This window comes from Vibrio sp. SSH13-20, from assembly GCF_040104475.1.
Lineage (GTDB): Bacteria > Pseudomonadota > Gammaproteobacteria > Enterobacterales > Vibrionaceae > Vibrio > Vibrio harveyi.
Genome location: NZ_JBECOU010000002.1, coordinates 440348 through 459321 on the forward strand (window position 1 = coordinate 440348; position 18974 = coordinate 459321).

The 18974-nt window shown below is 44.2% G+C and carries 19 protein-coding genes; 5 read left to right on the top strand and 14 right to left on the bottom strand.

Annotation, left to right across the window (positions count from 1 at the left end):
- Positions 1-6 precede the first annotated feature (6 nt).
- Complete coding sequence (locus ABMY42_RS07230; RefSeq protein WP_005452072.1) at positions 7-663, top strand: PAS domain-containing protein; 657 nt, start codon at positions 7-9, stop codon at positions 661-663.
- On the opposite strand, the gene ABMY42_RS07235 is transcribed toward ABMY42_RS07230, so the two are convergent.
- On the bottom strand, positions 660-908 hold the full coding sequence (locus ABMY42_RS07235; protein ID WP_005452071.1) for a YkgJ family cysteine cluster protein: 249 nt from the start codon (positions 906-908) through the stop codon (positions 660-662). The two genes, ABMY42_RS07230 and ABMY42_RS07235, sit on opposite strands and share 4 nt — an antisense overlap.
- 221 nt (positions 909-1129) lie before the next feature.
- Here ABMY42_RS07235 and ABMY42_RS07240 point away from each other — a divergent pair, with 221 nt between their 5' ends.
- Complete coding sequence (locus tag ABMY42_RS07240) at positions 1130-1567, top strand: YcgN family cysteine cluster protein (protein WP_005452070.1); 438 nt, start codon at positions 1130-1132, stop codon at positions 1565-1567.
- Positions 1568-1630: 63 nt separating this feature from the next.
- Here the strand turns inward: ABMY42_RS07240 and ABMY42_RS07245 are convergent, their stop codons facing one another.
- Positions 1631-1882: a GlsB/YeaQ/YmgE family stress response membrane protein gene (locus tag ABMY42_RS07245; protein WP_005452067.1), complete on the bottom strand. Its 252-nt coding sequence runs from the start codon at positions 1880-1882 to the stop codon at positions 1631-1633.
- Between the two features lie 325 nt (positions 1883-2207).
- On the opposite strand from ABMY42_RS07245, the gene ABMY42_RS07250 reads away from it, so the two are divergent.
- Entirely contained in the window at positions 2208-3899 is a 1692-nt protein-coding gene (locus ABMY42_RS07250) for a mechanosensitive ion channel family protein (RefSeq protein WP_349266162.1), read from the top strand.
- 62 nt (positions 3900-3961) lie between these two features.
- On the opposite strand, the gene ABMY42_RS07255 is transcribed toward ABMY42_RS07250, so the two are convergent.
- The 9 genes from ABMY42_RS07255 to ABMY42_RS07295 all read right to left on the bottom strand — a co-directional run bounded on the left by ABMY42_RS07255 (position 3962) and on the right by ABMY42_RS07295 (position 13533).
- Positions 3962-4246, bottom strand: a complete 285-nt coding sequence (locus ABMY42_RS07255) for a putative quinol monooxygenase (protein WP_009698541.1) — start codon at positions 4244-4246, stop codon at positions 3962-3964.
- A 25-nt stretch (positions 4247-4271) separates the two neighbouring features.
- A complete protein-coding gene (locus tag ABMY42_RS07260; protein ID WP_349266163.1) occupies positions 4272-4667 on the bottom strand; it encodes a glyoxalase superfamily protein in 396 nt (131 codons plus the stop codon).
- A gap of 83 nt (positions 4668-4750) precedes the next feature.
- The gene (locus ABMY42_RS07265) at positions 4751-5047 is read right to left on the bottom strand and encodes a ribbon-helix-helix domain-containing protein (RefSeq protein WP_029790484.1); all 297 of its coding nucleotides are present in this window, start codon (positions 5045-5047) and stop codon (positions 4751-4753) included.
- Between the two features lie 139 nt (positions 5048-5186).
- The gene (locus tag ABMY42_RS07270) at positions 5187-6764 is read right to left on the bottom strand and encodes an alkaline phosphatase (protein ID WP_005452058.1); all 1578 of its coding nucleotides are present in this window, start codon (positions 6762-6764) and stop codon (positions 5187-5189) included.
- A 174-nt stretch (positions 6765-6938) separates the two neighbouring features.
- Entirely contained in the window at positions 6939-8837 is a 1899-nt protein-coding gene (locus tag ABMY42_RS07275) for a BCCT family transporter (RefSeq protein ID WP_005452055.1), read from the bottom strand.
- Positions 8838-8958: 121 nt separating this feature from the next.
- A complete protein-coding gene (locus ABMY42_RS07280) occupies positions 8959-9318 on the bottom strand; it encodes a hypothetical protein (RefSeq protein WP_005452054.1) in 360 nt (119 codons plus the stop codon).
- A gap of 194 nt (positions 9319-9512) precedes the next feature.
- Entirely contained in the window at positions 9513-10460 is a 948-nt protein-coding gene (locus ABMY42_RS07285; RefSeq protein WP_274876391.1) for a ChaN family lipoprotein, read from the bottom strand.
- Between the two features lie 83 nt (positions 10461-10543).
- The gene (rlmA, locus tag ABMY42_RS07290; protein WP_005452052.1) at positions 10544-11386 is read right to left on the bottom strand and encodes a 23S rRNA (guanine(745)-N(1))-methyltransferase; all 843 of its coding nucleotides are present in this window, start codon (positions 11384-11386) and stop codon (positions 10544-10546) included.
- A 110-nt stretch (positions 11387-11496) separates the two neighbouring features.
- A complete protein-coding gene (locus tag ABMY42_RS07295; RefSeq protein WP_009698536.1) occupies positions 11497-13533 on the bottom strand; it encodes a Cache 3/Cache 2 fusion domain-containing protein in 2037 nt (678 codons plus the stop codon).
- A 339-nt stretch (positions 13534-13872) separates the two neighbouring features.
- On the opposite strand from ABMY42_RS07295, the gene ABMY42_RS07300 reads away from it, so the two are divergent.
- The gene (locus tag ABMY42_RS07300) at positions 13873-14841 is read left to right on the top strand and encodes a nucleoside hydrolase (RefSeq protein WP_274876390.1); all 969 of its coding nucleotides are present in this window, start codon (positions 13873-13875) and stop codon (positions 14839-14841) included.
- A 360-nt stretch (positions 14842-15201) separates the two neighbouring features.
- Here the strand turns inward: ABMY42_RS07300 and ABMY42_RS07305 are convergent, their stop codons facing one another.
- On the bottom strand, positions 15202-16086 hold the full coding sequence (locus ABMY42_RS07305; RefSeq protein ID WP_005452049.1) for a D-hexose-6-phosphate mutarotase: 885 nt from the start codon (positions 16084-16086) through the stop codon (positions 15202-15204).
- A gap of 154 nt (positions 16087-16240) precedes the next feature.
- Entirely contained in the window at positions 16241-17236 is a 996-nt protein-coding gene (gene gap / locus ABMY42_RS07310) for a type I glyceraldehyde-3-phosphate dehydrogenase (protein WP_005452046.1), read from the bottom strand.
- Positions 17237-17570: 334 nt separating this feature from the next.
- Here gap and msrB point away from each other — a divergent pair, with 334 nt between their 5' ends.
- Positions 17571-17984 carry a peptide-methionine (R)-S-oxide reductase MsrB gene (gene msrB, locus ABMY42_RS07315; protein WP_005452043.1) on the top strand — a complete coding sequence of 138 codons (414 nt, stop codon included), beginning with the start codon at positions 17571-17573 and terminating at the stop codon, positions 17982-17984.
- Positions 17985-18088: 104 nt separating this feature from the next.
- Here the strand turns inward: msrB and ABMY42_RS07320 are convergent, their stop codons facing one another.
- A complete protein-coding gene (locus ABMY42_RS07320; RefSeq protein WP_005444635.1) occupies positions 18089-18910 on the bottom strand; it encodes a DUF2989 domain-containing protein in 822 nt (273 codons plus the stop codon).
- Between the last annotated feature and the right edge of the window lie 64 nt (positions 18911-18974).

The window sequence follows — 18974 nt, forward strand, 5'->3', positions numbered from 1 at the left end:
GTAACATTGCTGCTTAAGAAACTCACTAAAAGTGATTTAGATATTTTGAATTCAATGAAGAACGTCGTGGATGGTATTGCACGCATGTATGGTGAGCACACCGAAGTCGTTCTTCACAGCCTTGATGCGGAAGCACCGGAAATTATCAAAATTGCCAATGGTCACATTACTGAACGTGGTGAAGGTGCACCGATTACCAACTTAGCAAGAATGAAGCTGTTAGAGGGCAATGACGTTTCAGACTCGTATTTAACGAAAACGGCGAGTGGAAAGACCTTGCACTCCATTACCACGATAGTTCGCAACCCTAAAAATAAACCGATCGGATTGCTGTGTATTAACGTGGACATGGACGTACCAATGCAAGATTTCTTGCGTTCAATTATGCCGCAACAGCAAAACGAATGTTGTACAGGAGCGCGTTCACCTGAAACATTCGCGCGTAATATTGATGAGACCATCATTAGTACGATTGAAACTGTTCAATCAGAAGTGTGGATGAATGAAGCGATCACACCATCCAAACGTAACCGAGAACTGGTCACCCGTTTGCAAGGGCTGGGTATTTTCAAATACAAAGATGCGGTTTTGATGGTGGCAAATCATCTCGGTATCTCACGCGATACGATCTACCTGTACCTAAGAGAGCTGGGGAACGATTAAGTGAGTTGCTCTAATTCTGTAATGTTGTTTAACGCTTCTTGATTTGTTTTGCCACACACAACCGGACATGGTTTGAAGTCGTGGCAAACTTTCGGGCGTTCTGGTTTTCCGAACAGCTTACACAGATTATCGTCATTTAATTGGATACAACGTTCACCTGCTGGTTTGCCATTTGGCATGCCTGGAATCGGGGAAGAGATGCTCGGTGCTATGCAGCATGCCCCACAACCTAATCGACAATCCATCTTAAAGCCCTCGTAAAAATGAAGGGGGCATTATGGACATTTCTCGCCAGATTGGAAGAGGCGCGCGTAAATTCATCGCAATATGATCGCATTGCTAAATGCGAACAAATCTTACTCAATATTCCTATCACTTCACTCACACCGTAAAACTTGAATTTTGATGCCCAGAGGGGTATAAAACGCACCCAATTCATTCCCACTCAGTAATAAGTAGTAAGCGTATGAGCACTCCATTTTGGCAAAGTAAATCGTTAGAGAACATGACAGAAGAAGAATGGGAATCTCTCTGTGATGGGTGTGGCAAGTGCTGTCTACACAAGCTAATGGATGAAGATACGGACGAAATTTATTACACCAATGTTGCTTGCAGTTGGCTGAACAGCAAAACGTGTTCGTGCAAAGATTACCCGAATCGTTTCACTTCAGGGGAAGAGTGCACCAAGCTAACACGTGAAGATATTGATGACTTTACTTGGCTACCGCACACTTGTGCCTACCGTTTGCTCGCAGAGGACCAACCACTACCAGAATGGCACCCACTGATAACGGGTTCCAAGTCAGCCATGCATGCTGCTGGCGAAAGTGTTAGAAACAAAGTGGTGTACGAGATAGACGTGGTGGACTGGGAAGACCATATCTTAAATCACCCTAATCGATAATATCGGAATAAAAACAAGCCTTTCATGTGAGTGAAAGGCTTGTTTGTTATTGGGGGAAATCGCCTAATTTTTCAAGAAGCGGTTGTAGACAAACAACAATACAAACGCGCCTAATGTGGCGGTGATGATGCTGCCGATATTTACGCCATCAGCACCGCCCAGTCCGACAAAGCTTCCCAAGAATCCGCCTACGAAGGCACCAGCAATGCCCAACACCATAGTCGCGATCCAACCGCCGCCATCATTGCCTGGCATCAGCCACTTAGCGAGTGCTCCGGCTATCAAGCCCAGAATGATCCAAGATAGAAAACCCATGATTTCTCCTTATTGATGAAACAATTAGCGTTCACTCCGTTCAATCATAGTCCATTCTTACTCAGGTGATGTATTTGTGGCGACGGTGATGCACACCTAATCTTCAGTTTGTATCAATATCAACACAATGGAACTTGTCATAGGTTTGAGCTAATGGCGAATAAAACAGAGTAAATAATGGACATTGATTATGAATTTTGACGCTTAATTTACTAAATGCTGCTCGGTTTGCGAATTCGTGTTGTAAACTTAGAGCATCTAATTTCAAGGATTTACATTCCATTTCTCGATCGTGTTGATTGGGATTGTCTCTTACGAGGTAAAAATGACGTTACTATCTCCCCTTAAAGTGCGTTTGACCCCATGGTTGGTTTTAATGGCTCTGCTGACTCTGACAATGAGCCCTTTCATTGTACAAGCAACGGAAAACGTTGAGACCACAGTAGATACGCCAAAAGTTTCTGCAGCAGAGAAGGCTATTGATAATATTAACCGAGACATTCTCGACTTATCTGAAAGTTTAAAGTTAGCTAGTGGAGACGAACGCGATGCACTTCAACTACAGCTTTTCCAGAAAAACGAAGAACTGAGAAGTCGTCTCGCTACTGCGATCAGTAATAAGTCCATTCCTCATGAGAAGTTGATTGAGCTCGTACAAACTCAAGAGAAGTACTCAGAAGGTGCCGTGGTTTATCTCGATGACAAAATCAAAGCGCTGAATGAGGAAATCAATAAGTCAAAAGACGAAGATAAGCTTTCTTTAATCAATAGCTATCGCGAGCTGCAACAGTATTTGGATGTAAGTTATGAATCGAGTTGGCAAAATTTAAACTGGTTGAAGAAGTTAGACGTTCAAGACGAAGATGCTGATGCTGAGTTTAAAGAAGGCGTAGATAAGCGTATGCGTCTGCTATCTGCGTCTATCGAGTACCTCAACCAGCAAAGCGAAATCATCGGTTCACAAGTCTCTTCCAGCCCAGAATCTGAAAAAGCGTCTTTACAACTGAGCCAACTGATCCTTAAACAACGCCTTAATATTGCTACCGATAGCCTTCGCAAATTAATTTCGATTGGTGACAAAGTAGGGCTGGAGACGTCTGAGTATAAACGTCAGATATTTGAAGTGACAGGTAGCATCACCCATGATCTTCTGAACTCAAAAGTCATTTTGTCTATCCTGAGTCATTGGTCGAACTCTGCGGTAGATTGGTTCGCGGAGAATGCGCCACAGCATGTTTTCCAGCTTTTTGTCTTTGCCCTGATCTTATTGATTGCTCGTTCATTGGCGAAGTTAACCCGAAAAGTTGTGAGTAAAACGGTAGCCTCTAAGAATTTGAAATTGTCGCATTTGATGCAAGATTTCTTTATTTCGATGTCGGGCAAGGCGGTATGGATCATCGGTATCATGGTCGGTTTGTCTCAAATCGGTTTAAACCTTGCTCCAATCCTAACTGGTTTCGGTATCGCCGGTGTGATCATTGGTTTTGCATTACAAGATACATTATCGAATTTTGCGGCAGGCATGATGCTGCTGATCTATCGCCCATTTGATGTTGGTGATTTCGTATACGCGGGTGGTGTTGACGGTAAGGTAAGCCACATGAGTTTGGTGAATACTACGATTCGTACATTCGATAACCAAATTATCATTGTGCCAAACAGCAAGATTTGGGGCGATGTGATTAAGAACGTGACGCACGAGCGTATTCGTCGAGTTGATATGGTCTTTGGTATTGGCTATGCCGATGATCTGCTAAAAGCAGAAGAAGTTCTGAATGATATAGTCACGTCTCACCCTTCAGTGCTTCGCTCACCAGAGCCAAACATCAAGGTTCATACGCTAAATACATCATCGGTTGATTTTATTGTTCGCCCTTGGGTGAAAACCGACGATTACTGGGATGTGTACTGGGATGTGACAAAAGAAGTGAAATTGCGTTTTGACCGCGAAGGTATTTCGATTCCTTTCCCGCAACAAGATGTTCATTTACATATGGTCGACAAGAAAGACGCGTAACTCTCTCAACAGAAACTAAAGGCACTCACTTGAGTGCCTTTTTTATTTTTGTGCTTTAACGCTTATAGCTCTTCAAAGAAGGTGATTTTTGGCTCACTAGCTAGTAAACCATCGATAGTACTAAGCAGAGCTTGGAAATGTTCAGTATTACAGTGTTGGTCAAAAGCCGTTTGGTCAGCAAATTGCTCTTGGAACAAAAATTGGCAAGCGTCATTTTTGTCTTGGAAAAGTTGGTAACGCACGCATCCTTCTTCATTACGAGTTGGCACTAACATAGCTTCTAGTGCCTGCTTAAGTGTCGATGTGTGTTCTGGTTTTGCGTGAAATGCAGCAGTTAAATGAATCATAGTTATGTTTACTTCTTTGTTGTTATTAAAGGTAACGACTTTGTCGTTGTAAGAATTCGATTTTGTAACCGTCAGGATCGGTGACGAAGAAGAAGGTTGCTAAGTGTTTTTGCTGGTGGTCAAACACCTTGATATCACTTGCCTCAATATCAAGTGATGTTAAGCGGCGGTGTGCGGCTTCAATGTCTTCAACACTCACCGCAAGGTGACCATAACCCGAGCCGTGAGTGTACGGTTCGCTTTGGTCATGATTGTGAGTCAGTTCAAGTTCGAACCCTGTTTCTGAGTTCGCTAGGTAAGTAAGAGAAAAGCCGTCGAATACGTATTGGTCTTTGATTTCTAGCTCAAGTGCGTCGCGGTAGAACTTAAGAGAACGCTCCAGATCGCTTACGCGGATCATGGTATGAATTATTTTTGTCATGAGTACTCCTTAATCGTGCGCCTAGACTAGTCAGTTTCGACGCGCAATGGGTAGTACTCAGGTACGACAATAAAATGCAGGGATCAGTGTTGCTCGCTCAAAGCTCTTTCAATCGTTGCCTGAGGTTGGCGGGCGTAGGTGAGGCAAGCGCAACGAAGTAGGGAAGCAAAGTTGTTGACTTCACCGTTGTGTTCCAGCGCTTCTTGGTAAACAGTGCTGATGAATTTTGGTACCGTCATGTCTTGTGCTGAGGCAATTTCTTCTAGTGTCAGCCAGAAACTTGATTCGAGCTTCACACTGGTTGCATGACCATCAATTCGAATCGAACGGGTCACAAACTGATAATTTTCCTGGGGCTGTTTGGCAAATATTTCACACATAGCATTGGTCATTTTTATAAATATTTGGCAAATAGTGGAGCGCGAAGCGCGAAGCGTCAACCGTTTCAATGTAAAAAAACGCCCTCAAACGAGGGCGTTGAAGTTTCATCAGAAGATGAAAGTAAGTGCAGAGCGGAAATTATTTAATTTGTTGAATGAGGTATTCGCCCAGTTGTGAGTGATGCATGATCTTTGATACTGGCAGGATGGTCCCCGCAGGTCCCCAAGCGAATACATTGACCGGCGTATGCGTGTGTGTACCCGTTCCCCACACTGTATTTTGTTTGGTCGCTTGTTCTCGAGCCAACAAGTTTCCGCGATCGTTGTATGGGAAAAAAGCATCAAAATCATTGATTGCTGGAACATTCTCTTCACTCAGGTACTTGTGGCTTGCCAGTCGGTAAGGGTTTGGCTTACTTGCCAATACGCGCTCAGCTTGCTCCGGAGTAATGGCAAAGTCGCTACTTGCATTCACGATTTCTGCTAACTTTTCTGGTGTTTGCTGCGCTTTATCGAGTTTTTGGAACTCGCTGATCATACCGTAGTAGCTTTGTTTTTGATTGTAGAGTCCATCGAGAATGTCAAACTGGCCAAAGTTGAAGTTTGGTGCGTAATCACGCTTAGCAAAAGCTTCGCCACTGCGCTTTTCTGGTTTAGGAAGGTTTGCTGAGGAGTAGCTGAAGCCAAAAGAGCCTGTTTCATGGTCGGCAGTGACGATTACTAGCGTATCTTCACGACCTTTCGCCCATTCATAAACGGAATTGACGGCTTCATCAAATTTGATCAACTCATGAAGCATGGTACCTGCATCGTTGCTGTGACCTGCCCAGTCAATTTGACCGCCTTCTACCATTAAAAAGAAGCCATCTTTGTCTTTTGATAGCACATCCAGTGCTTTTTCTGTCATCTCTTTAAGGGATGGTTGGGTGCGTTTCGGGTCATTTTTGCTATGGCTGTAAGCAATGCCATCGTTCATTCCTGAGTAAGCAAATAGACCAAGAACTTTTTCTCCTTTAGCGTTTTCTAACATGTCGCGATTAAACGCTAAGCTGTAGCCTTGCTGTTGCGCTTCTGTCAGCAAGTTGCGCTCATCTTTACGCTTTGATTTTAGGTAAACATCGCCTTGGGTGAGCTTTTCAAGTTGCTTATATGTGTCGCCTTTGTCGTTGGTAGATTTTGGGATCCAATGACGAAGACCGCCAGAAAGCATGACATCAACACCCGTCTCTAGCATGTCGACGGCGATACTGTTTTCTAGTGAGCGGTGAGGTTGGTGCGAGGCGAAAGCGGCTGGGGTCGCGTGCGTCATTCGAGTGTCAGAAACAAGACCTGTCGCTTTACCTTTTGCCTTAGCTTTTTCTAAGATCGTTTCAACGTGGTTGCCTTGACTGTCGATACCAATTACTTCAGAAGCGGTTGGAATGCCAGTGGCAAGCATGGTTGCAGAACAAGCAGAATCCACCACAATGGCATCTTCAGGGTTGGTTAACGATGAACCAATAACACCTTCCTGTGCCAGTTTATAAAGTGCGGTGGTTTCGCCTTTGTAGATTGAATTAGGTGCATGATTCGCGTAGGTCTCAAGCAAACCGACTTGTTGAGGTCCCATACCATCGCCAATCATTAAGATAACGTTTTTGATCTCTGCCGACAGAGCGCTGAAAGAGAGCGTAGATGCCGCCACTGCTGTGACGATTGGGGTCGCTAAGTGCTTCATTGTATATTCCTTATTTATAAAAGCGCTCGAATTACAACAAGGATTTATGACAAAAATACTACCGTCACAAAAGATTCATATGAGATACACAGGCGCATACTACGTCAGACACAAAAAAAGCTCACCGAAGTGAGCTTTGAGTTATGTTTAGGAGTTGAAAGTCATGGGCTAAAGCTACACTGCGTAAGAGGTACTTTGGGCCACGATTTGATTAAACTCGGCTCTGGATTGCTGGGCAGTTTCCGATAACTCGAGTTTTCTCTCTTTTGCCTTCATCACATTATCCAATAGGGCTTGCAACTCCTCTTGCATATCCTGCGGTAAGTGATGATCGGCAAAATCATTGTCGTCACTATGTTCAAGAGCGAAAGCACGGATGCGTTTACGCAGTGTCATCAATTGTGCCAGTGCGTCACGCTCTTGCTCCGCGGCTTCTTGAGCGGCGTCTCGTGCGCGTTCAAACCTAGCCATTGCCATCCCTTCTGTTGACCAAGGATCAAACTCTGGTAGCTCTTCAATATTAATGGTTGGTTCGATGTAATCTTCCTGATGTCGAATATCCAATGTTGTCGCTCGAACAGCCGACACCATGAGCATAATTGAGATGCCAAGTAGAGGTAAGCCTCCAACAATCGCCGCTGTTTGTAAGGTGCTTAGTCCCCCCATAAACATCAGAACAGTAGGCAGGAAAGACAACGTAAATGCCCAGAACATTCGGTTCCAACGCATTGGCTCCTCAGTGACGTTGTTTTGTACAACAGAGGCCAGAATGTATGAAATCGAATCAAAAGTCGTCGCTGTAAAAATGATGCACAGCAAGGTAAATACAGCGATAACAAAATAGCTCATCGGTAATGCATCAAGCATCGAGAATATCGCTGCTGTAGCGCCTTCGGCATTCAAAATGCCGACGACATCGAGTTCTCCGGATAACTGTAAAGACAAGCCGTAGTTACCTAAGATCATGAAAAATAGGAAGCAGCCCAGTGAACCAAAGAAGATGGAACCGGAAACCATCTGCTTGATGGTACGACCGCGAGAAATGCGAGCGACAAACAGTCCCATACTTGGAGCGAAGACTAGCCACCACGCCCAGTAGAAGATGGTCCAATCTTGTGGGAAATGTGTGTTGTCAAAAGTGCCGTATCCACCAAATGGCTCTGCCCATGTCGCCATAACAAAGAAGTTAGATAACATACGACCAATCGAATCTAAGCCAGTCTCCAGCATGAAGATGGTTGGTCCTACTGCCAACACAAAGGCTAGTAGTCCCATCGCTCCCCAGAAGTTAATGTTGCTTAGTACTTTGATGCCTTTTTCCATGCCTGCGTAAGAGGAGTAAGCAAAGATCGCAGTACAGATCAGCAATACAAGCACTTGACTGTAAGTATTTTTAGGCATGCCGAAGAGGTAATGCAGACCTTCTCCGATCAAAGGTGCAGCTAAGCCTAAACTGGTTGCTGCGCCGCCAAGTAGACCGAAGATAAACAGTACGTCAACGATCTTGCCAGCGGTACCTTTGCTGCGTTCTTCGCCAAGTACTGGCATCAATGCACTGGAGACTTTCAGTACGGGTTGTTTTCGTACGTAGAAGAAGTACGCAATTGGTAATGCAGGAATAAGGTAGATAGACCAGGCAATTGGTCCCCAGTGGAACAGACCGTAAGTTGCAGCCCAACGTACAGCTTCTTCGCTACCAGGCTCTAGTTGAAACGGAGGAGATTGGTAATAGTATGCCCACTCGATACAGCCCCAATAGAGGATACTTGCCCCGATGCCGCCACAGAACAGCATTGCGGCCCACGATGCCGTGGTGAATTCTGGCTTTTCATCAGGATCGCCTAACTTGATTTGGCCCATGTCGCTAAAAACGACATAAATCATGAAGATAAAAGCGGCAAGCCCTAGTGCAAGGTATAAGAAACCGAGCTTGTCAGTCATAAAGGTTTTAGCAACGGCAATCCATTGTGCACCTTCAGCCGGAAACAAAATTAAAGGGAAAACAATCGAAAGGAGCAGCGCGATAGCGCCAAAAAAAGTGGGTTTGTCTATGAGCGAAAATGCGTTTTTCACAGTTCATCGTCCGTTAATGAATAGTTTTCCATTATGGACTTGGACAAAAAAAGCGTTCAAATGAGGTTACTTATCGTAACGAAAGAAACTCTTGTTTAACCTGATGCTAAACGGTTAACGCCTACACAAGAGCTAAGATGATACCACCAACCGTGAGGGCTGCTGAAAGATATTGACCTGCAGAGTAAGAGCCATCTTCCTCTTCTTCGATAGTGTGAGGATGGTCCATACCCAGTGCTCCATGAGCAAAAGATTCGACTTTGTCGCCAACGGTTTGGTTTTCGAGTTCCGCTTTCTTGCTTTCATGATCGATTTGCTGAAGCGCAGCGAGTAGTGCTTTCCCTTCACTAGAGAGTGACACTTTATTTTGCTCAATCTTTAATGGTGCGCCATCGGTGATTTTTTCGCTGGCTTTCGCTTGTTCAACTTTATTTTGTTGAGCAGCGTATGTATTGACTGAATTGCTTCCTACTGGATTCATCTGTTACCCCTTCGAACAACGACACTCTCTGATTGAGTGCAGGTAAAAAGCAGTTATCTTTATATCGACGGCAATAGATATATCTTGAATCAATCAGAAAAATAGGTCTGTTTTTGCCGCTTCTTAGGTATACAAACCAAGTTGCTTGCAAAAAGCAGACCTGTTTCTCTATATCGGTTGTAAGATGCTTCTGATTACTTACATTGAAGGTCACTGTTGCGTGTTGCTAGGTGCTTGTACGCTGCCATTCGGTTGGCATCTTGTACATAACGCACTGGTGGAGAAAGTACTTCTAGTTGGTAATCCGAACTTTCCGAAGTAACCTCTGCTGTTGGGGTAATAACAACGACTTTTAGGTCTGGGTTACGGCGTAAAATGGAAGCAGCAGTGCCCAAACCATCTTCTGTGTGGAACTTACCGGCTACATGCACGACTTGAGTGTCAGGGTGTTTTGCAAGGTATTTGACGATCGAGTCCGCCATCGTTTCATCCCAAGTAACCTGAGCGGCGTATTGTTTCTCTGTTTGCTCTGGCTTGCCATGGTGCATAGATGCCATGAACTTTTCTTTGTATGGGCTGTTTGCCGTATTTACTTCATCAGCGATGAAGCTGCGCTCATCACTGTCGAGCTTATTTAGGTAATCAGCACCCTGACGACCGATACAGCGAACGATGTTCTTCGGCGCGTTTGCTGCGATCACAGGAATATCGGCTTGCTTAGCAAATTCCACCAAAGGACGGTAATCGCTTTCGTAGTTCGGCCATGCGTTGCTCTGCTTCATGAAGTACTGCTCGCCAATCTCTCCATCAAGGTAAGCGTCTAAGATAGCTTGTTTGTCGCGAGTAACTTGTTCCATTGAAAGTGCTATAGGACGGTCTGTCTTTGACAGCTGTTTGAGCATATCTGTTTGAAAACGATGGATACCTGCGTGAGTGTGCCATTCACCAATTAAAATAACGTCTGCTTGTTGTAATTCAGAGGGTAATTGGTTGATTGAGATGGCTTTACCAGCAGGGTCATGTAGCTGGTAGTCATAGAAACTGGTTACGTCACCAGTTATCGCGTCAGGAGCGGTGGGTGCGTTTGAAGCACAGCCAGTTAGCAAGCCTGCAAAAATCAGACTTAGTGTAGAAAAGCGCATTAAAAAGCCTCCAAAAATGTCCGAACGATATTAATGGAGGCTGATAAATGAATCAATGGTAATGAGAATAATTAGCGTTACATTTATTCTTCGGTACCTGCTTGAGTCGTTTTCTTACGGTAGACACGCAACATAAAGTCAGCCTCACATTGGAAAAGTGTAGATGACTTTAGCTCGTCACGAAGTTCATCGCTGGCTTTCCATGCAAATGGTGTCATTTGCAGCAAATCGAATGCGACGCCATCTTTTAAGTCCATGGTGTAGTTCAGCTTCTGTTGGTGCTCTAATTCGAAACCTTCGATGTGCTCAGGCTCTTCATTGTGCAGGCGAACTTCTTGATAAATGCGCTCGCGGAACTGATACAAGTGGCGACCCGCTGGCGTCACAGTGATCACCACACCATTGTCTTTGATAACACGCTGCAATTCTTCTGCTTTGCATGGTGCATAGATGCGCAAAATAGCATCCAGAGACCGATCTGCATATGGTAGCCGATGGCTTGATGCAACACTGAAATCGCAATGTGGGTAGCGTTTAGACGCATAACGAATAGCGACTTTTGAGATATCTAACCCATAGACATTGGCGTTTTCATCTTGTGCATGTAATGAGCGCTGAACTTGGTCTGTGTAGTAACCTTCACCACAGCCAATATCCAATAACTGATGACTTGTACCTTGAGTATAGGTTGCACAAAGACGAGCGACTTCTTGGCGCATTGGGTCGTAATGATTTCCCTCAAGAAAGCGACGACGCGCCTGCATCATCTCTTTGTTGTCACCTGGATCTTTTGAGCGTTTGTGGTGTGCTGGCATCAAGTTTACGTAGCCTTCTTTCGCTAGGTCGAATTGATGATTGTTTTCACATTTAAACGTCTTTGCGGTGAGCTCAAGAGGTTGATGACATAGAGGACATTGATAGTTCATGACGATCTCTGGACAAGAAGTAGGGCGGCAGATTCTATCAAAAAGGGGGTGGGTAAGCGAAACAAAAAAGAGCCGAAAATATCGGCTCTTTGATGGTTTTACTTGATGGCTTAGTGGAAGAAGTCCACTTGGTGTTTCAAGTTTTGTGCTTGCTGTTGCAGCTCGGTCGCACTGTGTGATGTTTTTGCACTCGTGTCACGGCTTTCACGGTTCAACTCACTGATAGAGTGAGCATTTGCCGCGATTTCTTGAGAAACTTGTGCTTGTTCTTCAGACGTTGCCGCAATTGCGTCTGCTTGAGAGGCGATGGATTGAACTTGACCCGCAATGGCTTCAAGCGCAGTGCCTGCTTCTTGTGCTTTATCAAGTACCTTATTCGCGTTTTGCTGACTTTCCGTCATCATGCTTACGGCATTGCTTGTTGAGCCTTTAAGTTTCTCAATGATTTCCACAACGTCTTTCACCGAGGTTTGAGTGCGATGAGCCAGTGTACGAACTTCATCTGCTACGACCGCAAAGCCACGACCCTGCTCACCAGCTCGCGCTGCTTCAATTGCAGCATTAAGAGCGAGTAGGTTAGTTTGCTCAGCAATTTCATCAATCATTTTCGTGACAGTTTGGATGCTTTCACTATCACGGTTTACTTGCTCAATCGCTGCCGCAGATTGGTCTAGCTGATCGTTGAGCTGTGCCACATCAATGCAAACCCCTTCAACTACGCCCAAACCAGATTGGCTATCTGTGTTTGCAGAGCGGACGTTTTCTGCAATTTGTTCAACCTGTTGTGCGACAGATTGAGCGGATGATGCCATCTCCTCAATCGCAGTCACAACTTGTTCAACCTGTTCTTGCTGAAGATCGGATTGCATCAAGTTGCGGTTCGCATCATCCACAACACTTGTTGAGTTGCTCTCAACCTGGTCGCTTGTTGTTCGAATTTGACCAACTAACTCGTTCAATTGCCCCGCCATGTTAGCGACGCCGTTGTTCAGGTTAATGATTTCATTTTTAGACGCTTTTCCTGATGCAGGAATATCAATACTTACTTCACCTTTCGCTAAGCGGTTCATATAACCGTTCAGTACAGTGAGTGGGTTTAGCATGCGGTTTAGAACCAATGTCAGCACCAAAAATGTCGCCGCAGCAACAATGACAGAGATAGTCGCGATCAGTTTAAGCAACGTTTGGCTGCCTTTGGTCACTTCGTGGATAAATGTGCCACCCAACAGCTTCCAATTCCAACCAGGTACTTGAGTGTAAACAAGGTATTTCTCACCTACCGTTCCTTGATATTCAAATGGGTATCGAATCAGACCACTGTCTTGTTCGAATAATTGGTGGAAAGGCTTGTTACCGTTGTAGTCAGCAACTTCTTGAATCGGTGGCTCACTTTCTGTTCGTGTTGGATGAAGAAGGTAGTGACCTTGGTTACTTTTCTCATTATCCAAGATAATGGTGTAACCCGTATCTCCCCATTTTACAGTCTTTAATGAGTTGAAGAGATCTTGTGTCGCGCGCTCAACAGGGAGACCGATAAAAGAAATTCCTTGGACCTTACCATTTGCATCTTTTAAAGGGGCGTAGTAGGTGATGTAGCGCTCACCATAAAGTTTGATTTGTGCGTAGTAAGGCTGACCACTCATAAGTTTCTGATAGCCCGGGTGATTTTGACCAAGTGTCGTTCCCAGAGCTCGCTTACCTTGAGGATCTTTTAATGATGTTGCAACACGAATGAAATCATTTCCTAGTGGGGCAAATAGCGTTGCGATAGCGCCAGTATCACGCGTAAAGGTATCCACCAATTTTGTATCACCAATCAGGCTTTCGCTGTATTGGGTAATGTTTGGAACCTGGTGACCTTGAAAGTCGACAGTGTAATTCTCTACATATACACCAGCTAGATACCCATTACGGAAAGTTGATTCCAGAACTTCTGCCGTGTGTAAATAAGCGTTGAATTGACCGGCAATGGTTTTTGCCATCGATTCAACTTTAGATTGATGTTCTTTGAGGGTGTTTTCTAAAAGTACGTTAGAAGCGTTTTGATAAACAAGCGCAGCAATGCTTGAAAATGCGATGAGTAGACACAGCGTGATTACCAGCTTTAGCTGAAAACCGACACTTTGGTTTCGATAATTGTCTAGCATGTAGTGTCATTCCTGATATTTTTCGATGTTATAAATCTTGTATCGGCATGCTATCGATTTATATGACGTGTTTTTTTGATTTTTATTAAGTTAGTTGTCAAAAAACCACCGCAACCAATAGCTTAGGCACTAACTGACCGTTAATTAAGCAATTTTCTTTCAAAAAAAGCTCGAAGCTTTGATTTTAAGTTGGAGCAATGATGACCAATTTCCTTTCGCTAGATCGAGCTGTCGTCTAGAGATGTAGGATGACAAAACTCATACCTTAGATTTTTGTCACGTTTATCCTTGTTTTTTATAGGTATTGTTAGTGCTTCCTTGCGTGAAATAGATGCTCATATGACAAAGAAAATCATTCTAGACACAGACCCAGGTATCGATGATGCGATGGCTATTCTTTTTGCAGAAGCTCATCCGGATATCGAGCTTATGGGTATCACTACCGTTTATGGTAATGCGACCATAGACAATGCGACTCACAACGCGCTGTACCTAAAACAGAAGTTTGGTATGAATGCTATCGTTGCCAAGGGGGCGGATAAACCTTTAATAAAAGCACCTGTCGGAGCGACGGTTGTCGTGCATGGCGAAGAAGGCTTTGGCGATGTGAAGGCACCAAGCTCACTGAATGTAACTGCTATTGATAAGCCCGCTTATCAGTACATTATCGATAGTGTTCGTGAGCAGCCGGGAGAGATTACCTTAGTGGCAGTTGGCCCACTTACTAACCTTGCTCTGGCACTGGAAGCGGATCCTGAAATTGTTCACTTAGTTAAGGAAGTGGTTGTGATGGGTGGCGCTTTTGGTGAGAACGACCATAGAGGCAATGTCACGCCATACGCAGAAGCAAATATTCATGATGATCCTCATGCCGCAGACAAGGTATTTACTGCATCATGGCCGGTGGTGATTATTGGATTAGATGTCACAGAGGAGAGCTTCTTTACTGGTCAATACCTTGTTCAACTTCGAGATGATGCAGGGGAAGTGGGGCAGTTTATTTGGGATGTGAGCCGTTATTACCTGAAGTTTTATTCGGAAAAGGTAGGGATGGATGGATGTCATGTTCACGATCCTTCCGCTATTGCCTATGTGATTGACCCAACACTCTTCAATCTGCGTTGTGGGGCTGTAAGAGTGGTTACTGAAGGACCGGCAGAAGGTATGACGATCCAGAAAGCCGATCAGCGCAAATATATGAATGATGAATGGAGCGTATTCTCTGCGCAAAATGTCGGGGTAGGAGTGAAGAATGAGGCACTACTTTCGCTTTATCGAGAATCGATTATTCGTTATGGCACGCAATAACACCGATGAGTTTATCGGTAATAGTCGATGACTTGGACTGATTTCCACTGGTTGTCTGACTCGACGGGACGTATGAAAGCATTCAACTTTGAAGCTTGGTTCTGATTGTCGAAGGTTAGCCCTTCAATTTTCTTAAACGGTTTGTTCGTCTCGTAGAACCTTTCAAAGGTTACTTGGGTATACATCCAAATAAGGGTAGCGAACAGTGGTATCAAGAAAACAGAGTGTTTCATCATACGGACCTTATTTAGACGAATGTGCTTTTGCTCCGATGCTTGTACTTTAAAGTATGGCACTGGCTACCCAAACCTTGTACCTGCTGGTGGCAAAAAGGTCGGTTGAACCGACCTTTGAGTAGTGTTAATGGGCAGAAATCACAGTAATAAGCTCGTGAGTCTCGCCTGGCTGCAAGGTTTTGCCTTGCTTGATACTTGGTGCATGTACCGTGGACTCAACACACAGCATGGTCTCGTAACCATTGTCTGCCATATCACCCATACCTTGTGCGCCTGTAGCCCAAGGGTTCCACAATACCGCAGAGTTATGACCTTGGTTTTCTACACTTAGTGTGCGATTCAGTACCGCGTCTTTCACCAAGATTTGTGCTTCTGGTTGAGTGTAAACACGGTCAATCGTATCAGTCAGTTGAAGGACATCACCGCCTTGGCAGATTTCACCTTCTTTTAAGCTGTCGATGTATTCAGGTCCCATGCCTGTTGTTTGTGCTTGCTTGATATCACCAACGTTTAAGTAGGTATGCAGTGCACCAGAGAATGTCCACTCTGCATCATCGATGTTGGTGACTTTTAATGTCACTTTCAATTGGTCGCTGATTTCAACCATCAAGCGAGCATCAAACATGTGTGGCCAGATGTCGTGAGTTTCTTCAGTTGGGAATAGAGCGAGTTCAACGATCACGCCATTATCATTTTCGCGGTGTTCAACTAGTTCCCATTCCGCCGTGCGAGCAAAGCCATGAGCCGGTGCCGCAATGCGACCAAACCAAGGCCAACAGACAGGAATACCACCGCGAAGTGCTGCTTTACCATCAAAAATTGCTTTCTCACTCATCCAGATGAGGTCTTCTTTACCCGCTGGTGTAAATGACACAACGTGACCGCCATGTAGCGCGATGCCTGCCGTTGCTTTCTCATGAATAACGCGGACGACTTTAACCTGATCAACTTCAACGATAGTGACGTTGTCAGATAACACAGTGAGTGCTGGGAGAGTTTTTAAATCCATGTGTTATTTCCTATAGCTGGGGGAGAGCGTTGTCGATACTTGCAGAACAGATGTTATATCGATTTTATATTCTCTCAAATTCCAGATACAAAAAAGGCGACTCTAGAGCCGCCTTTTCTTTAACGAAGTTATTCGCTAATTGCTAACTGTCTAATTACTTAGAGATGTGAGCGATTAGGTCTAGAACTTTGTTTGAGTAACCGATTTCGTTGTCGTACCAAGATACAACTTTAACGAAGTTATCAGTTAGAGCGATACCAGCTTTAGCATCGAATACTGAAGTTTGAACTTCGCCGATGAAGTCTTGAGAAACAACTTGGTCTTCAGTGTAGCCTAGTACGCCAGCTAGTTCGCCTTCAGAAGCTTCTTTCATTGCTGCACAGATAGCTTCGTAAGATGCGCCTTCTTTTAGGTTAACTGTTAGGTCAACTACAGAAACGTTAGCTGTTGGTACGCGGAAAGCCATACCAGTTAGTTTGCCGTTTAGTTCTGGAAGAACAACGCCTACAGCTTTAGCAGCACCAGTTGATGATGGGATGATGTTTTGAGAAGCACCACGACCACCGCGCCAGTCTTTAGCAGAAGGACCGTCTACAGTTTTTTGAGTTGCTGTAGTAGCGTGAACTGTAGTCATAAGACCAGATTCGATACCGAACTTGTCGTTAAGAACTTTAGCGATAGGCGCTAGACAGTTAGTAGTACAAGAAGCGTTAGAAACGATGTCTTGACCAGCGTAAGTAGCGTGGTTAACGCCCATTACGAACATTGGAGTAGCGTCTTTTGAAGGACCAGTTAGAACAACTTTCTTCGCGCCAGCAGTGATGTGCTTACGTGCAGTCTCGTCAGTTAGGAAAAGACCAGTTGCTTCAGCTACTACGTCAACACCGATTGCGTCCCATTTTAGGTCTTCTGGGTTGCGCTCTGCAGTTACACGTACAGTTTTACCGTTAACGATTAGGTTACCGCCTTCAACTTCAACAGTACCGTTGAAACGACCGTGAGTTGAGTCGTACTTAAGCATGTATGCCATGTAATCTACGTCGATAAGGTCGTTAATACCTACAACTTCGATGTCGTTGCGCTCTTGCGCTGCACGGAATACGAAACGACCGATACGGCCAAAACCGTTAATACCTACTTTGATAGTCATTATAGTTGCTCCACAACTTAATTTCTGATTAAAGATAACTGGTAGTAAAATTACAAAATCCAGTAAACATCTGCAACAGATAATCGGACTTAACTTGTTTAAAGTCAAAAAAAAGCGACGCTTTTTTTAACAATTCTTCGCAAATGCTCGTTTTTTAAACTTTTAACTGGTTATTCTACATTCCAGTTGGCGTAATATAACTTTCGAGATAAGAACTCGTATCAAATTAATTACACATGGTGTCCTGGTGAGAAAGTATGTGCTACAACTGTTACGAGAAGCAAGTTTTTTGCTAAAAAAGTCATTGCCAAAAATAAGAAATAAGGAACAGAAATTGGTAGAACAAAGCGGAAGAAAAGTAACGAAGTCCGATGAACAGTGGCGTGAGCAGCTTTCAGAGGAAGAGTTTCGCGTGTGTCGTGAGCATGGTACAGAGGCTCCGTTCAGCGGTAAACTGCTTCACAATAAAGACACAGGTGTGTATACCTGCACATGTTGTGATGCCCCTCTATTTATCTCCGATAACAAGTACGATTCAGGGTGTGGATGGCCAAGTTTTGATGCACCAATTAATGATACCGCGGTGCGCTATCTAAAAGATCTAAGTCACGGAATGGTTCGTACAGAGATCCGATGTGCGGCTTGTGACAGCCATTTAGGTCACGTTTTTGAAGATGGACCGCAAACAACAGGCGAACGCTATTGTGTAAACTCAGTGTCGTTAATTTTCAACAAATCCGACCAATAACGCCATTTTGGACTGAAAGAATGTTTCATCCTTTCAATTAATATAAGACAAACGATTACTCTACAAATAAAAAAACTCCCTATATGAATGGGAGTTTTTTTATTTTATAAATCGCTTGGAATCATCCTTGGTGAATAATTTCCTTTCTCTATTGCCTTAGATATTGATTTAGCAAGATCGTCTAATTGTTCATATTTCTCTGGCTGTGCAAAGTTGAACATGCGTTTTAACTGCTGCTCATCTGCAAGGGGAACATCGAAGCGTTTAGCCACCATTGCCCACAAGTACGCTTGTGCTTTGTTTCCCTGACCTTGGTTGATGCTTGCTAAGGATTTTAAAATCTCAGGGTTTAAGTTGTCCTCATTCGACATCGATAGTGAATTATGAAGTAATGTTAATGTTTTTTGCTGATCGCGGTTGGTATAGAACGTTGCCAAGGCGTATTGCATTTCTGCTGTATTCAGTTCTGGCGAACCTTCCATTTGTAAAAACTGTCGGCGAGCTTGTGTGTCACCTGTTTGCGACCATAAAAAATAGAGAGTGGCAGGGTCTTTTGTACCTTTGAGTTCATTCACAATGCGATCTAGTTCATCAATGCTGTGCACCAAGGCATCAAAGCGTTTACGTTTTAACGCACTTTGATCGATAGGCGTGATTTGCGAAGCGAGTTCTAGACACTTGCGGTACTCTGCCACCAAGCCATATTCGATCACTTGATTGGCTTCGGTCGGGCTCTTGAGCAATTCAAAACGATGCCAGACAAGATTCGTTCGCGGAATTCGACATTGACCATCGTCCATATTTAACTTCTCGCAGCGAAGTTTGGGGTTGTTTTGACACAATTCTTCCGTTGTGACATTGCCTTCAAAGCAGCCAGTTAATGTTAGGCTGAAAAGGCTTGCTAGTAACCAGTATGTTCGTTTCATGGTTTTGCTTGTGATCCGTTACACCAATTCATTTTCAGGTTCTTGACTCTGTTTTCTATACCGT

Bases quoted from the DNA above. Each gene is read 5' to 3' on its own strand.
- ABMY42_RS07295 (WP_009698536.1), bottom strand. From the start codon at position 13,533: ATGCTAGACAATTATCGAAACCAAAGTGTCGGTTTTCAGCTAAAGCTG.
- ABMY42_RS07305 (WP_005452049.1), bottom strand. From the start codon at position 16,086: ATGGATTTAAAAACTCTCCCAGCACTCACTGTGTTATCTGACAACGTC.
- ABMY42_RS07280 (WP_005452054.1), bottom strand. From the start codon at position 9,318: ATGAATCCAGTAGGAAGCAATTCAGTCAATACATACGCTGCTCAACAA.
- ABMY42_RS07245 (WP_005452067.1), bottom strand. From the start codon at position 1,882: ATGGGTTTTCTATCTTGGATCATTCTGGGCTTGATAGCCGGAGCACTC.
- ABMY42_RS07235 (WP_005452071.1), bottom strand. From the start codon at position 908: ATGGATTGTCGATTAGGTTGTGGGGCATGCTGCATAGCACCGAGCATC.
- ABMY42_RS07240 (WP_005452070.1), top strand. From the start codon at position 1,130: ATGAGCACTCCATTTTGGCAAAGTAAATCGTTAGAGAACATGACAGAA.
- ABMY42_RS07270 (WP_005452058.1), bottom strand. From the start codon at position 6,764: ATGAAGCACTTAGCGACCCCAATCGTCACAGCAGTGGCGGCATCTACG.
- ABMY42_RS07320 (WP_005444635.1), bottom strand. From the start codon at position 18,910: ATGAAACGAACATACTGGTTACTAGCAAGCCTTTTCAGCCTAACATTA.
- ABMY42_RS07255 (WP_009698541.1), bottom strand. From the start codon at position 4,246: ATGATTCATTTAACTGCTGCATTTCACGCAAAACCAGAACACACATCG.
- ABMY42_RS07300 (WP_274876390.1), top strand. From the start codon at position 13,873: ATGACAAAGAAAATCATTCTAGACACAGACCCAGGTATCGATGATGCG.
- ABMY42_RS07250 (WP_349266162.1), top strand. From the start codon at position 2,208: ATGACGTTACTATCTCCCCTTAAAGTGCGTTTGACCCCATGGTTGGTT.
- rlmA (WP_005452052.1), bottom strand. From the start codon at position 11,386: ATGAACTATCAATGTCCTCTATGTCATCAACCTCTTGAGCTCACCGCA.
- ABMY42_RS07265 (WP_029790484.1), bottom strand. From the start codon at position 5,047: ATGTGTGAAATATTTGCCAAACAGCCCCAGGAAAATTATCAGTTTGTG.
- ABMY42_RS07260 (WP_349266163.1), bottom strand. From the start codon at position 4,667: ATGACAAAAATAATTCATACCATGATCCGCGTAAGCGATCTGGAGCGT.
- gap (WP_005452046.1), bottom strand. From the start codon at position 17,236: ATGACTATCAAAGTAGGTATTAACGGTTTTGGCCGTATCGGTCGTTTC.
- ABMY42_RS07285 (WP_274876391.1), bottom strand. From the start codon at position 10,460: ATGCGCTTTTCTACACTAAGTCTGATTTTTGCAGGCTTGCTAACTGGC.